The organism is Leifsonia lichenia (assembly GCF_054780215.1).
Window position 1 is genome coordinate 34447 of sequence record NZ_BAAGWT010000006.1, and the last position, 15908, is coordinate 50354.

13 protein-coding genes are annotated in these 15908 nt (G+C 69.1%); 1 reads left to right on the forward strand and 12 read right to left on the reverse strand.

Annotation, left to right across the window (positions count from 1 at the left end; genetic code table 11):
- Positions 1 to 194: 194 nt before the first annotated feature.
- Entirely contained in the window at positions 195 to 1841 is a 1647-nt protein-coding gene (locus ACYVGI_RS12630; RefSeq protein WP_460632965.1) for a chitinase, read from the reverse strand.
- Positions 1841 to 4132, reverse strand: coding sequence for a glycosyltransferase family 2 protein (locus ACYVGI_RS12635; protein WP_460632966.1), 2292 nt, complete (start codon positions 4130 to 4132; stop codon positions 1841 to 1843). The genes ACYVGI_RS12630 and ACYVGI_RS12635 overlap by 1 nt, the downstream gene beginning before the upstream one ends.
- A 164-nt stretch (positions 4133 to 4296) precedes the next feature.
- Here ACYVGI_RS12635 and ACYVGI_RS12640 point away from each other — a divergent pair, with 164 nt between their 5' ends.
- The gene (locus ACYVGI_RS12640; protein ID WP_460632967.1) at positions 4297 to 5700 is read left to right on the forward strand and encodes a DUF2252 domain-containing protein; all 1404 of its coding nucleotides are present in this window, start codon (positions 4297 to 4299) and stop codon (positions 5698 to 5700) included.
- A 224-nt stretch (positions 5701 to 5924) separates the two neighbouring features.
- On the opposite strand, the gene der is transcribed toward ACYVGI_RS12640, so the two are convergent.
- From der to ACYVGI_RS12690, 10 genes are all read right to left on the reverse strand, one after another.
- Complete coding sequence (der, locus tag ACYVGI_RS12645; protein WP_460632968.1) at positions 5925 to 7433, reverse strand: ribosome biogenesis GTPase Der; 1509 nt, start codon at positions 7431 to 7433, stop codon at positions 5925 to 5927.
- A gap of 5 nt (positions 7434 to 7438) precedes the next feature.
- Positions 7439 to 8137: a (d)CMP kinase gene (gene cmk / locus ACYVGI_RS12650; protein ID WP_460632969.1), complete on the reverse strand. Its 699-nt coding sequence runs from the start codon at positions 8135 to 8137 to the stop codon at positions 7439 to 7441.
- Positions 8134 to 9222, reverse strand: a complete 1089-nt coding sequence (locus ACYVGI_RS12655) for a prephenate dehydrogenase (RefSeq protein WP_460632970.1) — start codon at positions 9220 to 9222, stop codon at positions 8134 to 8136. The genes cmk and ACYVGI_RS12655 overlap by 4 nt, the downstream gene beginning before the upstream one ends.
- Complete coding sequence (locus ACYVGI_RS12660) at positions 9219 to 10013, reverse strand: pseudouridine synthase (RefSeq protein WP_460632971.1); 795 nt, start codon at positions 10011 to 10013, stop codon at positions 9219 to 9221. Before ACYVGI_RS12660 ends, ACYVGI_RS12655 begins: the two co-directional genes overlap by 4 nt.
- Complete coding sequence (scpB, locus tag ACYVGI_RS12665) at positions 10003 to 10608, reverse strand: SMC-Scp complex subunit ScpB (RefSeq protein ID WP_460633001.1); 606 nt, start codon at positions 10606 to 10608, stop codon at positions 10003 to 10005. The genes ACYVGI_RS12660 and scpB overlap by 11 nt, the downstream gene beginning before the upstream one ends.
- 28 nt (positions 10609 to 10636) lie before the next feature.
- Positions 10637 to 11497, reverse strand: a complete 861-nt coding sequence (locus ACYVGI_RS12670; protein ID WP_460632972.1) for a segregation and condensation protein A — start codon at positions 11495 to 11497, stop codon at positions 10637 to 10639.
- Positions 11481 to 12341: a ParA family protein gene (locus ACYVGI_RS12675; RefSeq protein WP_402854573.1), complete on the reverse strand. Its 861-nt coding sequence runs from the start codon at positions 12339 to 12341 to the stop codon at positions 11481 to 11483. The genes ACYVGI_RS12670 and ACYVGI_RS12675 overlap by 17 nt, the downstream gene beginning before the upstream one ends.
- 294 nt (positions 12342 to 12635) lie before the next feature.
- Entirely contained in the window at positions 12636 to 13541 is a 906-nt protein-coding gene (gene xerD / locus ACYVGI_RS12680; RefSeq protein WP_460632973.1) for a site-specific tyrosine recombinase XerD, read from the reverse strand.
- Positions 13538 to 14197, reverse strand: coding sequence for an NUDIX domain-containing protein (locus ACYVGI_RS12685; RefSeq protein ID WP_460632974.1), 660 nt, complete (start codon positions 14195 to 14197; stop codon positions 13538 to 13540). The genes xerD and ACYVGI_RS12685 overlap by 4 nt, the downstream gene beginning before the upstream one ends.
- Positions 14197 to 15903, reverse strand: coding sequence for a CTP synthase (locus ACYVGI_RS12690; protein ID WP_460632975.1), 1707 nt, complete (start codon positions 15901 to 15903; stop codon positions 14197 to 14199). Before ACYVGI_RS12690 ends, ACYVGI_RS12685 begins: the two co-directional genes overlap by 1 nt.
- Between the last annotated feature and the right edge of the window lie 5 nt (positions 15904 to 15908).

Here is a 15908-nt window from a genome sequence, read left to right on the forward strand (position 1 = left end):
AACGTGCCGACGAGCGCTCACGGGCTCGCTACCCGAAAGTCCGCCCGGCACTCGTCGGCACGTGTGCCAGTGGATGCGACCCGACAGTGTGCCGCATCCACTGGATGCCCAGAACCTCCGCCCCGCAGCGGTTGTCCGGGTCTGGTCGGCGACGGGATGCGTTCAGGGGGGAATCTGCATCCCGCCGCCGAGTCTCACTGAGCGGCGGTGCCGCCGCTCAGAATGGTGTTGATCTCGTCCTGGGTGAGCGGGGCCCAGGGCGACGAGTCCGGGTTGGCGCTGGCGGCCTCCGGGCTGTCGCCCTGCGTCCACCACTTGGCCTCGAACGGCACGCCGTCGAAGAGCACGCGGGCGCCCTTGTCGAACTGCGCCGTGCCCGTCCACTCCGGGTACGTCCCCGCGGGGAGCGTCGGCTGCGGGATGGGGGTCTCGCCCGGCAGCACGGGACCGACGAGCTCCCACGGCGTCTCCCACGCGTTCAGCACGGGGTCGTCGGGGACATCGCCCTTCGTCCACCACTTGGCCACGTAGACGTTGTGGTGCCAGACCACCTTCGTGCCCTTGAGGTACGAGTTGGTCGTGGTCCAGATCGCGTACGGCGAGGTGGCGGGGTCGTCCTTGGTGACCGTCGACGTCGGCTCCGGGGTGGTGACGGCGGATTCGCCGAGCGAGATGTGGCCGTCGAAGCCCTTCGACAGGGCGGCGGCGAAGGTCTGCTTGCCCTGCTTGACGCCGCTGCAGGCGTCGGAGACGACGGATGTGTCCACGTAGTTCGACCCGCAGGTCTTGTCGCGGTTGGCCGACCACATCGACATCCTGCCGACGCCCTTGGACACGGCCCAGGCGTTCAGCGCCTTGGCGTCCGCCAGGGAGAAGACCTCCTTCTCCACGTCGTTCTGGCCGATCATCGGCGTCGCGCCCAGCTTCGACCACAGGCTCGGGTCCGACTGGTGCAGCTTGGCGCGGTCGTAGAGGATGCCGAGCTGGCGCTGGGTGGCGGTGAGCGCATCCTGTGACGCGTCGGACATGGACTGCTTGGCCGCTTTGGCGTCGCCGAAGTCCATGGTCATGACGTTGACGCCGGCGATGTCGACCTTGGCCTTCAGCATCGCGGCGACAGCATCCGTGCCCTGGCTGGTGAGTCCGGTCGGAGACACGGGGAGCGTCAGCCAGACGGCGAGGCTCTTGCCTTCGGCCCTGCGCTCCTTCTGCAGCGCGGCGATGGTGGATGCGCGGCGCGCGTTCGCGTCGGCGTCCGCCAGCCCTGCGCCCTCCAGGTCGAGGTCGATCGTGCCGATCTTGTACCGGTCGATGACGGAGGCGTACGCGGCCTTCAGCTTCTCGGGGTCGGTGCAGGCGACGGCGAGCTCGTCGTTCAACTGGCCGCCGAACGACACCGCGACCGTGCCGCCCTGCTGCTGCAGCCGGGCGATGCGGCGGTCGAGGTCGAGAGAGCCGCGGGCCTCATCGAGCGTGTATGCGTTGCCCCAGGACGGCGTGCATCCCGAGGACGAGTCTGCGACGATGAACGACAGGACGGCGTCCTTGTTGTTCGTGGTGCCGAGGTTCTCGAAGGCGAACCGCGGGGTGGCTGTCACGTCGACGTACGACGCGAACCACGGCTGCGCCTCGACGGCCGCTTTCGCGGTCCACCACTGGAAGCCGACGACGCCGACGCTGACGACCACCGCGGCGACGAGCGCTGCGCCGATCACCCGGAGGGGCGAGAGGCGGCGGCCGCCGTCGGTGTTGCCGCCGGACGGGGCCTGTGCATCCGCGGCCTGCGCATTCTTGGCCTGCGCATCCGGGGTCTGCGCATTCTTGGCGTTCTTCCCGGCCATCAGGCAGCCTGCTTCTCAGCAGCAGCGGCGGGGAGAGCGACGCGCTCGACGTGCGGCAGGTCGCCGCCGGTGTGGCCGTGGTAGAGCACGGAACGCCAGTCGATCACGTCGGCGGCGGGAGCGGTCGTGCTCGCCGCCGTCTTCCGCTTCTTCTCGACGTACAGCGGCCGGGTGAGGCCGAGCCAGATGTCGACGATGGCGTTGCCGACGCCGATGTAGGAGACGATCGCCCAGATGGCGAGGGTCGCGTTGAATAGCGCGAACGCGGCGTTGCCCCAGTTCTGCGCGTTGACGTCACGCCACAGGGTGAACGCGGAGAACGCGACGATGAGGAACGGGGTCACCACGTAGAGCAGGGGCGACGCCGTGCGGTTCTTCACCTTCGGGGTGCGGACGAACGGGATCTTCTTGCCCGTCAGCGACTGCTGGATCGACTTGAGCACACCGGCCAGGTTCACCGGGAGCAGGATCAGGTTGAAGCCGTAGATCCGGAAAACGTCGGATGCCTTGTATCCGGCGTAGCGGAGGTCGCTGGCCATCGCGATGAAGTACGGCAGAGCCGCGAGCAGCACGACGGGGCTGAGCAGACGGCCGTCGTACGGGTACGCCAGCAGGAAGATCAGGCCGAAGCTCGCCCAGGCGATCGACGCCATGTAGTTCACCCGGAGCAGGAGCTCCGTGCGGGAGATGACCTCGCCGCGGCGCTTGCGCTCGCGCACCTGACGCCAGAGCTTCGGCAGGATCAGGAGGCCGCCGTTCGCCCAGCGGCGGCGCTGCACGATGAGCGAGCCGAAGTCGGGCGGGGTGGCGGAGTAGCTGAGGCGCTCCGGGTAGTTGACGAGCGTCCAGCCGTGGGTGCCGAGGTCGATGCTCGACTCGGTGTCCTCGATGACCGTGCGGTCCTGCACGTAGCGACGCACCTCGAAACCGCCGACGAACTCGGTCTCCACGATGTCCTCGATCGCGCGCTTGCGGATCACAGCGTTCGCGCCCACCCAGAAGGTGGCGCCGTAGAAACTCATCCCCTGGTGCAGGATGTGCTGGATGTCGGTGGTCGCACCGGCCAGACGCTCGATGCGGGTGCCTGCGCCGCGGAAGGACGAGTACGGCGTCTGCGTGACGGCGACGCGGGCGTTGTCCGGCTGCTGCAGCAGATAGGTGAGGCGGAGGCAGTACTCGCGGAGCAGGATCGAGTCGGCGTCGAGCGTGAGCAGGAAGTCGCTGTCCGGGATCACGATGTCGCCGGGGCGACGGGTGCTGACCGGGTTCAGGATGGGGCCGTCCGGCGTCTCCTCGACCCGGTACGTGCCGCCCATCAGGCCGATGTACGCGTTCAGGTTCATGGCCTTGTTCGCCTCGTGCGACAGCGACGCCCACTGCTTGCGCTCGAACACGTCCAGCTCGGCGTCGAACGTCCACGCCAGACGGCGGTAGAGCTGCGCGACGCGCTCGGTGGAGAGCGAAGCTCCCTCTTCGACGGCGGCCTCGATCGCCTGCGCGGTGAGCACGAGTTCGTCGCCCAGCGCGCGGAGCACCTGGTCGGCGAAGAACAGGTCGACGTGGTCCTCGACACCGTGCGCATCCGCCTGGTCGTGCAGCCACTCGGCCGCCCAGGTGTAGTGCGCCGCCAGCTCGATGGCGTCTGCCTCGGACGCGAACGCACCGTTCTCGGACAGCTCGTAGTGCAGCAGCGCGTCGCCGAAGCGGGTGCGCGGCTCCGCCAGCAGGGCGGCGATGTCCGTGCCGAGCGCGCGGGTGGCGTTCAGCCTCTCCGCGACGGCCTGGTCGGTCGGGTTGGGGTTGTCGTCGAGCAGCAGCACGACGCGCATCGACGGGAACTCCTGGAGGGCGGCAGAGAGCAGCGTCATCCGCACGACCTCCGGCTCCTCGGCGTACGAGGGGACGAGGACGGTGATGGACGGCTGGTTCTCCGCGAAGTGGCGGTCGAGCTCGGCGCGGGGAACCCGCACGTGCTTCTGGAACCGCTGCAGTGCGCCCTGCCGGGCGACCAGGTACATCAGCGCGGAGAACGTCAGGAAGGTGACGACGATCAGGTAGCCGATCGCCTCCATCGTGAACCGGAAGTCCTGCGTGCCGAGCACGAGGAACTGCCGGATGATCGTGGTGACGACGTAGATCGCCCAGAAGAGCACGGTCGCGACGATGGCGACGCGGCTCCAGGTGACCTTGCGGTCGGAGGGCTTCGGGTGGACGGTGGGAAGCGGCTCTGTGCGCTTCTCAGCGCCGAGTTGGCGTTTTCGGGCAGGGGTGTATGAACTTGTAGAACTCATGATCGGGTATGCGTCCTTGAGGTAGAGAGCCCGCGCTTTCGGGTCGCGCGGTCGGGTAGCTCTCACTGTCCACAATAGTGAGGACAAGCCGGGGTACAAACCCCCCTTTGTGGTCATGTCACCGATCGGTGGCCCGCCCGCGCGCCGAGCGCTAGGGTTGCGCCATGGACAGCGTCGCGGGTCGCCTGCGTTACGACCACGAGCCGGTCGCCAGCGACCGGGAGCAGTACGAGTTCGGCAGGGACGCGAGGAAGCGCATCCCCCGGTCGGCGCACGCCGCTTATGTTCCGGATGCGCGGCGCGACCCGCTGGGCATCCTCGAGAAGCAGAACGCGAGCCGCCTCCCCAGCCTCGTTCCGCTGCGCACGGCGCGGATGCTGCAGGATCCGTTCGCGTTCTATCGAGGCACGGCAGCGCTCCAGGCCGCCGATCTGGCCGGCGGCGCGGTGACCGGTGCGAACGTGGTGGCCTGCGGGGATGCGCACATCGCCAACTTCGGCATTTTCGCGTCACCGGAGCGGCGCATGGTCTTCGACCTGAACGACTTCGACGAGGCGACCGTCGCGCCGTGGGAGTGGGACCTCAAGCGGCTGGTGACGAGCGTGGTCATCGCCGCCAGAGCCCGCGGGGCGTCGGAGACCGAGGCCGAGGAGGTGGCGCTGCTCTCGGCCGTCGCATACCGGGACGGGCTGCGCGCCTCCGTCGGGCTCGACGTGACCCAGCGCTTCTTCGAGGCGGCCGTCATCCACGGGGGCCGTCAGTACGGCAAGGCCACGCAGCGCCTGGTGAAGAAGACCGTCGCCGCCTCGGAGAAGCGCACGTCGGCGCACGTCGTGTCGCGCATCACCGAGCTGGCGGACGACGGCTCGCGCCGCATCGTCGAGAACCCGCCGAGGCTCACCCACGTTCCCGCCGAGATCGAGGCCAGCATCGGCGAGGTGCTCGCACGGTACAGCAGGACGGTCTCCCCCGACATCGCGCTGCTCCTCGACCAGCACACGGTCACGGACATCGCCCGACGCGTGGTCGGCGTCGGCAGCGTCGGCACCCGCTGCTTCATCGTGGTGCTGACCGGTCCGCGGGGCGAACCGCTCGTGCTCCAGGTGAAGGAGGCGACGGAGTCCGTGTTGCACGAGTTCGGCGGCGTGGCGACCGAGGACATCGCCGGCATCGACCGCGCGACGCTCGCCGAGCACCACGGATATCGGGTCACAGCCAACCAGCGCATCCTGCAGGCGGTGTCCGACCCGTTCCTCGGCTATGTGAGCTTCGAGGGCTTCGGCTTCTACGTGCGCCAGTTCCGGGACAGGAACGTGTCGTTCGACATCCCGGGGATGCCGGACGAGCCGTTCGCCGACTACGTGCGCACCTGCGCGACGATCCTCGCCAGGGCGCACTCGCGCAGCCCGTTGAGCGCATCCATCGCCGGATACATCGGCAGCTCGGACGCGCTCCCCCGCGCGGTGACGGCGTGGTCGCTGGCGTACGCCGACCAGTCGCTGGCCGACTTCGAGGCGCTCGGAGAGGCGGCCGAGGCCGGGCGCTTTGCCGTCAGCGACGTGCTCTAGCCTTTCTGGTTCGACAGGAGACTCGCCACGACGCGCCGTCGGTTTCTCCTTCCGAACGGAGAAGTGAGCCGAATCCGCCCAGATCTCCTCCCCAACGAAACGGTCGGGATGCCATGGGGCGTTGGTTCCGAAGGAGAAAACGCGCGACGCCGCCGGAATCTCCGTTTCGCAGGAGATTCCGACGGCGTGTCGAAGGTGCGCTCCGTTCGGACGGAGAAGCGCAGCTAGCGCTTGCGCTTCTCGCGGACGCGCATGTTGAGCGTGATCGGCGTTCCCTCGAAGCCGTAGATCTCGCGCAGCCTGCGAACGATGTAGCGACGGTAGCCGGGGTCGAGGAAGCCGGTCGTGAACACCACGAATGTCGGCGGACGACTCGACGCCTGCGTGCCGAACAGGATGCGCGGCTGCTTCCCGCCGCGCACGGGGTGCGGGTGCGCCGCCGTGAGCTCGGCCAGGAAGGCGTTGAACTTGCCGGTCGGGATGCGGGTGTCCCACGACTCGAGCGCGAGCTCCAGAGCGGGCACCAGCTTCTCCAGGTGGCGTCCGGTGCGCGCGGAGATGTTCACGCGCGGAGCCCAGGCCACGTGGGCGAGGTCCTGCTCGATCTCGCGCTCCAGGTAGCGGCGGCGGTCGTCGTCGAGGAGGTCCCACTTGTTGAACGCGAGCACGAGCGCGCGACCGGACTCGAGCACCAGGTCGATGATGCGCACATCCTGCTCGCTGATCGGCTCGGAGACGTCGAGCACGACGACGGCGACCTCCGCCTTCTCCAACGCGGTGGATGTGCGAAGCGACGCGTAGAAGTCGGCGCCCTGCTGCAGGTGCACGCGGCGGCGGATACCGGCCGTGTCGACGAAACGCCACACCTTGCCGGCGATCTCGACCTGCTCATCCACCGGGTCGCGGGTGGTGCCGGCGAGCTCGTTGACGACCACGCGCTCTTCGCCGGCGGCCTTGTTGAGCAGCGACGACTTGCCCACGTTCGGGCGCCCGACGATCGCGACGCGGCGCGGTCCGCCGACCTCCTGCTTGGCGACGGCGGAGACTTCCGGCAGCTTCTTCAGGATGTCGTCGAGCAGGTCGGCGACGCCGCGCCCGTGCAGAGCGGAGACGGGGCGGGGTTCGCCGAGGCCGAGCGACCACAGTTCGGTGGCGTGCGGCTCCTGGCGAAGGTCGTCCACCTTGTTGGCGGCGAGGAAGACGGGCTTCTTGGTCTTGCGCAGCATCCGGACGACGTGCTCGTCGGTCGCCGTTGCCCCGACGTTGGCGTCGACCACGAACAGCACGGCGTCCGCGAGGTCGATCGCGATCTCGGCCTGCGCGGCGACGGATGCGTCGATGCCCTTGGCGTCCGGCTCCCAGCCGCCGGTGTCGACGATGGTGAACCGGCGCCCGTTCCACTCCGCCTGGTACGAGACGCGGTCGCGGGTCACACCAGGGGTGTCCTCCACGACGGCCTCGCGGCGGCCGAGGATGCGGTTGACCAGCGCCGACTTGCCCACGTTGGGGCGGCCGACGATGGCGAGCACCGGCAGGGCGGGGAGGTAGGTGATCGCGTCGGGATCTTCGCTGACGGTCTCGAGGATGTCGAGGTCCGCCTCGTCCAGCTCGTAATCGTCCAGCCCGCTGCGGAGGGCGGCGGCGCGCTGCGCGGCCAGCTCCTCGTCGAGCTCGGACAGTCGCTCGACCAGGTCGTCGGCGCCCTGGGGCTCCTCAAGTTCTTTGTCAGACATGCGCGTCAGGCGCCTTTCCGGATTTCGGTCTGTACGACATCGATGACCGCGGCGACGGTCTGCTCGAAGTCGAGATCGGTTGAATCGACGGTGGTCACACCGTCGGCGGCGTTCATGAAGTCGACGACCCGGGAGTCAGCCAGGTCGCGGCGGTGTAGCTGCTCGCCGACATGGGCGGCGGAGTGGCCGACGAGTTCCGCGGAACGCCTGGCTATTCTAGCCGCTTCGCTGGCAGTGAGCAGGATGCGCACGGGAGCATCGGGCGCGACCACGGTGGTGATGTCCCTGCCCTCCACCACGATCCCCGGCTTCTCGGTGTTCCTCATGATGCTGCGGAACAGCTCGGTGAGGAAGGTCCGCACCTCCGGCACACGGGCGATGGCGCTGACGACGGCGGTGACTTCCGGCTCGCGGATGGCGTCCGTCACGTCGTGGTCGCCGACGAACACGTGGTAGGTGTCCGGGTCGGTTCCGATGCGGTAGTCGAAGTCGGGCAGCGCATCCACGACGGCGTCGGAGTCGGAGGGGTCGAGCTTCCGCGCGACCACGAACCAGCTCAGCGCGCGGTATGCGGCGCCGGTGTCGAGGTAGGCGTAGCCGAGCTCGCGGGCCGCCGCCTTGCTCACACTGGACTTGCCGCTTCCGGCTGGGCCGTCGACCGCGACGACCGTCGGCGTCGCTTCGTGGGTCTCGATCGCGCTCATCCGGCGATCCTCCATCCTCTGTCCGTCAAGTCGTCGATCGTGCGCTGGAGCACTTCGGGAAGCACCGCGATCTCCGCGAGACCCACCTGAGCGCCCGGCGAGTGCTCCAGGCGCAGGTCTTCGAGGTTCACGCCGATCTCGCCCAGCTCCGTGAGCAGCCGCGCCAGCTCGCCAGGGCGGTCGTCGACCATGACGACGATGGACGCGTACCGCTTGTCCTGACCGTGCTTGCCAGGCAGACGGGATACGCCGACGTTGCCGCCGGCGATCTCCTCCGCAATGGTGCGCCGCGCGCCGGAGGCGTCGACGTCGCCGAGCGCTCCGAGCATCCGGTCGAGGTCGTCGCGGTATGCGTGCAGGATCTCGACGATGGCCGGGGCGTTCGCTCCGAGGATCTGCACCCACAGCTCCGGCTCGCTTCCCGCGATGCGGGTCACGTCGCGCAGGCCCTGACCGGCGAGCGCGAGGGCGGCGTCCGTCGACCCTGCCAGCCGCTTGGCCATCAGGCTCGCGACGATCTGCGGAGTGTGCGACACGAGCGCGACGGCCGCGTCGTGCTCCGTGGTGCCCATCTCCACCGGCGTCGCGCCGAGGTCCAGGATCAGCGCCTCCACCAGCGAGACCGCCGCGCGGTCGTTCTCCGGCCGTGCGCAGACCACCCACGGGCGGCCGACGAACAGGTCGGCGCGGGCAGAGCTCGGCCCTCCGCGCTCCCGTCCGGCCAGTGGATGCGATCCCACGTACCGCGACAGGTTGGCGCCCGCCGCCTCCAGCTCCGACAGCGGAGCGACCTTCACGCTCGCGACATCGGTGACAATCGCATCCGGATGCGCGGCGAGCTCTGCCAGCACCACCTGCGCCACGAGGTCCGGCGGCACCGCCACCACGATCAGCGCGGGCGACGTCGTGCCGTCGTCCGCCCGGCCGGCGCCGTAGTCCGCGGCGAGCCTGAGATGCGCCGGCGACGCGTCGGCGAGCAGCACGTCCACGCCGTCGGCGCGCAGGCCGAGGCCGACCGATGCGCCGAGCAGCCCTGCACCGACCACGCGGACGGGCGCGGTGAGGCGGGAGGCGGTGTCGTTCACTTGGTGTCTTTCTGGCGGGAGATCGTCAGGAGCTGGCCGAGTTCCACCTTAGTCAGGTCGCGCATCTGTCCCACCCGGAGGGTGCCGAGGTGGAGCGGCCCGAACTGGCGTCTGACCAGCTCGATCACGGGATGCCCGACCTCGGCCATCATGCGGCGCACGATCCGGTTGCGGCCGGAGTGCAGCGTCAGCTCGACCAGGCTGTCTTTGGCGGACGAGCTGCGTTCGAGCAGCCGCGCCTTGTCTGCGGCGATCGGGCCGTCCTCCAGTTCGACTCCGCGGGTGAGGGTGGCGATGGTCTGCGGGGTGACGACGCCGCGCACGCGGGCAATGTACGTCTTGGTCACGCCGAAGCTGGGATGCGCGAGCACGTGGGCGAGCTCGCCGTCGTTGGTGAGGATGAGCAGCCCGGAGGTCTCCGCATCCAGACGACCGACGTTGAACAGGCGCTCCGGGTACTCGGAGGTGAACCGGGACAGGTCGGGCCTGCCCTGCTCGTCGCGCATGGAGCTGACGACGCCGACCGGCTTGTTCAGCATCACGTAGCGTCGCGACGTGTCGAGCTGCACGGCCGAGCCGTCGACGGCGACCAGGTCGGTGAGCGGGTCGATCCTGCGCCCGAGCTCGGTGACGACCTCGCCGTTCACGGTCACCCTGCCAGCGGAGATCAGGTCTTCCGACACCCGTCGGGATGCGACCCCCGCTGCCGCCATGACCTTCTGCAGCCGCTCCCCCTCCGGGCTGCCGTCCGCCTGCTGTGCGTGTGCGTTCTTGCCGTCTCTAGCGGACATCGCCGTCGAATCCATCCGTTCCGTCCGCCAGCAGCGGGGAGATCTTCGGCAGCTCGTCGATCGAGTTGATGCCGAGCTGGGTGAGCAGGAGATCGGTGGTGCCGTAGTTGATGGCTCCGGTCTCGCTGTCCGTGAACATTTCCGTGATCAGGCCACGGCCGAGCAGAGTGCGCACCACGGAGTCGACGTTGACCGCCCTGATGGATGCGATGGCGCCGCGGCTGATCGGCTGCTTGTACGCGATCACGGCGAGCGTCTCCAGCGCGGCCTGCGACAGCTTGGTCGGGTTCTGGGCGAGCACGTAGTCGGCGACGACGGGGTCGAACTCCGGGCGCACATAGATGCGCCAGCCGCCGCCCACCTCGCGCAGCTCGAAGCCGCGCCGGACGCCGTCGTCTGCTCCGTCGAAGTCGGCGACCAGCGCATCCACTGCAGCGCGGACGCGCTTGACGGGGGCGCCGACCGCCGTGGCGAGGGTGACGACGCTCATCGGCTCGTCCGCGACCATCAGGATGGCCTCGAGCGCGCGCTCCACCGCGACGCCGTCCGGCAGGCCGGGGCGCGCTTCTTCGGCCGCCACGGCCTCCTGCGGCATCACCGCGCCCTGCGGCGCCACGTCATTCTCAACCGTCATAGTCCGCTCCCAAATTCGACAGATTCTCCTCCGACCAGTGCTCCGCCGTCCAGCGGAGCGTCAACTCACCGAGGGGTTCGAGCTGCTCGAACGCGATCGCCGCGTGCCGGTACAGCTCCAGGACGGCGAGGAACCGCGCGATCACGACACCCTTGAGGTCTGCCCCGGCCACGAGCTGCCGGAACGTCACCGTCTCCCCCGACCGCAGCATCCCCACCACGAGAGCTGCCTGCTCCCTGATGCTCACCAGCGGGGCGTGCAGGTGGTCGAGACCGACGACAGGGATCTCCCGCGGCGTGAGCGCGAGCGTGGCGATGGCGGCGAAGTCGCCCGCGGTCAGCGTCCACACCAGCTCCGGCGTGCGCTGCCGGTACTTGTCCTCCAGGCGGACCGTGCGGGTGTGCCTGGTGGCCTCCGCCTCCATCCCCGCCTGGAACCAGGACGACGCCTCCTTGAAGGCGCGGTACTGCAGCAGCCGCGCGAACAGCAGATCGCGGGCTTCGAGTAGTGCGACGTCCTCCGCATCCACCAGCTCCCCCTGCGGGAGGAGCCCAGCGACCTTGAGGTCGAGCAGGGTGGCGGCCACGAGCAGGAACTCGCTGGCCTCGTCGAGGCTGTCCTCCGAGTCGAGCGCGCGCAGGTAGGCGATGAACTCGTCCGTGACCCGGCTCAGCGAGATCTCGGTGATGTCGAGCTCGTGCTTGGTGATGAGTGACAGCAGCAGGTCGAACGGCCCCTCGAACTCGCCGAGCGCGACGCGGAACGTCGCGGGCTGGACGGTTTCCTGCGCTTCGGCCACCTGACCGTCTGCGGCGTCCTCGCTCCCCGTGGCGCTAGGCGACGGCGCCACGCGCGATCAGTTCCCTGGCGAGCTGGCGGTACGCCTCTGCCGCGGAGTGCTCTGGCGCGAACTGCGTGATCGGGGTGGCGGCGACGGAGGCGTCCGGGAACTTCACCGTGCGCGAGATCACCGTCTCGAGCACCCGGTCGCCGAAGGCATCGACGACCCGCTCCAGCACCTCGCGCGAGTGCAGCGTGCGGGAGTCGTACATGGTGGCGAGGATGCCGTCGAGCTCGATCGCCGGGTTCAGGCGCTCGCGCACCTTGTCGATGGTCTCGATCAGCAGGGCGACGCCGCGCAGCGCGAAGTACTCGCACTCCAGCGGGATGAGCACGCCGTGCGCCGCCGTCAGCGCGTTCACCGTGAGGATGCCGAGCGAGGGCTGGCAGTCGATCAGGATCACGTCGTAGTCGCCGCTCACCTTGCGCAGCACGCTGGCCAGGATCTGCTCGCGGGCGACCTCGTTGACGAGGTGCACCTCGGCGGCGGACAGGTCGATGTTGGCCGGGATGATGTCGAGGCCGGGCACGCCGGTCTTCTGGATGGCCTCCGCCGGGTCTTTCGAGCGCGACAGCAGCAGGTCGTAAATGGTGGTGACGTCGTGCGTCTGCGCTCCGAGGCCCGCGGAGAGCGCGCCCTGCGGGTCGAAGTCGACGGCCAGCACGCGGCGGCCGTACTCGGCGAGGGTGGCGCCCAGGTTGATGCTGGTCGTCGTCTTGCCGACGCCGCCCTTCTGGTTGCACAGCGCGATGATGCGCGCAGGGCCGTGACCCTTGAGGGGAGCGGGGACCGGGAACGACCGCAGCGGACGGCCTGTCGGTCCGAGCGGCACGGCGAGGGATGCGTCATCCATGCCCGGAAGCTGGGTTCTGACCTCGTCGTTGCGCGTCACCTGCGTGTTCCTCGTCCCTTTTGTCGCTGACTTACGTCAGTTGCCCATCCTACCGACGCAACCCCCATCTCGCGGGGCGCACCGCCGCTGTCAGCAGCCTCACGGTTCGTGCGAATCGTGCGGTCTCGCGCGCGGCAACCGCACGTTCCGCACGAGTCGTGCGCTCGCGCCCTGGCGCGGCTCGTGCAAAAGGTACGGTGCGAGCGGCGCGCACCGCGCGTTCCGCACGAGTCGTGCGCTCGCGCGGGCGCGCGGTCAGCGGGCGCGTGGATGCGCGGACGTGTAGACGTCGCGGAGGGTGTCGGCGGTGACGAGCGTGTAGATCTGCGTGGTCGCCACCGACGAGTGGCCGAGCAGTTCCTGCACGACCCGCACGTCCGCGCCGCCGGCGAGCAGGTGCGTGGCGAACGAGTGCCGCAGCGTATGCGGCGACACCTCGACGCCGAGCTGCGCCCGCTCGGCGGCGGCCCGGATGATCAGCCAGGCGTTCTGGCGCGACAGCCTGGCACCGCGCATCCCGAGGAACAGTGCGGGGGTCGCCCTGCCCTTCAGCGAGAGCGCAGGGCGGGCGCGCACGAGGTAGGTGTCGATGGCCGCCCTGGCGTAGCTGCCGAGCGGCACGATGCGCTGTTTGCTGCCCTTGCCGGTGAGGCGCACGATGTCGTCGTCGATCACGTCGTCGACGTTGAGGTTCACCGCCTCGCTCACGCGCGCGCCCGTCGCGTAGAGCAGTTCGAGCAGCGCCTTGTCGCGCAGGGAGGCGATGCCCTCCCCGTCCGTCGCCGCCAGCAGCGCCGACACCTGGTCGACGCTGATCGCCTTCGGCAGCCGGCTGGACAGCTTCGGCGGCTTCAGCTCGTGCGCCACATCCACCTCGACCACGCTCTCGTCGAGGAGGAACCGATGGAAGCCGCGCACGGTCGACAGCATCCTGGCGAGCGACGACGAGGTCAGCGGCGACTCGGCGCGCGAACCGAGGTGCACGGTGAACTCGGAGATCATCGGCGTGGTGATGTCGGCCGGGTCCGTCACGTTGCGGGAGGTCAGCCACTCCGCGTACACGCCCAGGTCGCGGCGGTACGCGGCGACCGTGTTCGCCGACAGGCCGCGCTCGATCGAGACGTGCCGCAGGTACGAGTCCGCGGCCGTCTCGACCGTCATGCGCCGAGCTTCGGGTGCCGCGGCCACGGCACGTCAGCCGCGCCGAGCTTCGCCCAGCCGGTCTGCCTGCCGAGCTGCGCCGCGAGCACGCCGATGGTCAGCGACGGGTTCTGGATGCGGCGGTCGAGCACCGCATCCACTGCCTCGTCGAGCGGCACCCAGCGCACCTCGATGTCGGCCTCCTCGTCGAAGCGGTCGAACGCGGTCGCGGTAGGCCGCAGCCCGCGTGCGAGGTAGATCCGGATTGCCTCGTCGCTTCCGCCGGGGCTCGTGTAGAACTCCGACAGCACGTTCCACTCGTCGGCCTCGACGTCGGCCTCCTCTGCCAGTTCGCGCTTGGCCGCATCCAGGGGATGCTCGCCGCGCACGTCGAGCAGACCGGCCGGGATCTCCCAGTCGCGATACCGCACGGGATGCCGGTACTGCTTGATCAGCAGCACCCTGTCCTCGTCGTCCAGCGCGAGCACGGCGACGGCGCCGGTGTGGTCGACGAAGTCACGTCCGATCACGTCGCCGTTGTAGCGGAAGGTCTCGTGGCGCACGTCCCAGACGCGACCGGAGAACACCGTCTCCGACGACACGATCTCTGGCGAGACCGGGTCGTCGGTGAGCTCCTCCGTCGACGGGACCTCGGCAGACTGCGCCTCGGCCGCCATCAGGCGTCCGCGGCCACTTCGAACAACATGCTGGCCTTCTGCCGTTCGAGCGCGGCGCCCACGAGCCCGCGGAACAGCGGGTGCGCGCGGTTCGGGCGGGACCGCAGCTCGGGATGCGCCTGCGTGCCGACATAGAACGGGTGCACGTCGCGCGGCAGTTCGACGTACTCGACCAGGTGGCCGTCCGGCGAGGTTCCGGAGAACCAGAGCCCGGCGTCCGCGATCTGCTCGCGGTAGTTGTTGTTCACCTCGTAGCGGTGACGGTGCCGCTCCGAGGCCTCAGGGGCGCCGTAGAGCTCGGAGACGATCGACCCTTCGGCGAGGAGCGCCGGGTAGAGGCCGAGCCGCATGGTGCCGCCGAGGTCGCCGCCCGCGATGATCTCCACCTGCTCCGCCATCGTCGCGATGACCGGGAACTCGGTGTCTGGGTCGAACTCCGACGACGACGCGCCTGCCAGACCGGCCTCGTTGCGGGCGTACTCGATGACCATGCACTGGAGTCCGAGGCACAGGCCGAGGGCCGGGATGCCGTTCTCGCGAGCGAGGCGCAGCGCGCCGAGCTTGCCCTCGATGCCGCGGACGCCGAAGCCGCCAGGCACGCAGATCGCGTCCACGTCGGCGAGCTGGGCTGCCGCGCCCTCCGGGGTCTGGCACTCGTCGGAGGCGATCCACTTGAGGTGCACCTTGGTGTTGTGCGCGAAACCGCCAGCGCGGAGCGCCTCGGTGACCGAGAGGTACGCATCCGGCAGGTCGATGTACTTGCCGACCAGCCCGATCGTGACCTCGTGCTTGGGGTCGTGCACGGCGTCGAGCAGTTCGCTCCAGCCGTCCCAGTTGACCTCGTCCGCCTTGTCGAGGCCGAGCTGGTCGATGATGTATGCGTCGAGGCCCTGGTCGTGCAGCATCGTCGGGATGTCGTAGATGCTCGGAACATCCACCGCGTTGACCACGGCCGACTCGTCCACGTCGCACATCAGCGCGATCTTGCGCTTGTTGGACTCGGAGACCGGGCGGTCGCTGCGGAGCACCAGCGCGTCCGGCTGGATGCCGATGGAGCGGAGGGCGGCGACGGAGTGCTGGGTCGGCTTGGTCTTCTGCTCGCCCGAGGCGTTCATGAACGGCACGAGCGAGACGTGGACGAAGAAGCAGTTCTTGCGGCCGAGCTCGTGGCGCACCTGCCTGGCGGACTCGATGAACGGCTGCGACTCGATGTCGCCGACCGTTCCGCCGATCTCGGTGATGATGACGTCCGGCGCCGGCTCGCCGTCCGGTCCAGGCTGGGCCTGGAGGCGCATCCTGCGCTTGATCTCGTCGGTGATGTGCGGGATGACCTGCACCGTGTCGCCGAGGTATTCGCCCCTGCGCTCCTTGGCGATGACGTTCGAGTAGATCTGCCCCGTGGTCACGTTGGCCGACTGGCCGAGGTTGATGTCGAGGAAGCGCTCGTAGTGACCGATGTCGAGGTCGGTCTCCGCGCCGTCGTCCGTCACGAACACCTCGCCGTGCTGGAACGGGTTCATCGTCCCAGGGTCGACGTTGAGGTACGGATCGAGTTTCTGCATCACGACACGGAGGCCGCGAGCAGTGAGAAGGTTGCCGAGGCTGGCCGCTGTAAGACCCTTGCCCAACGAAGAAACGACACCACCCGTCACGAAAATGTGCTTGGTAATGCCGTTCGAAATGCCCGCGTCTGATTTATCCACCACGGGCT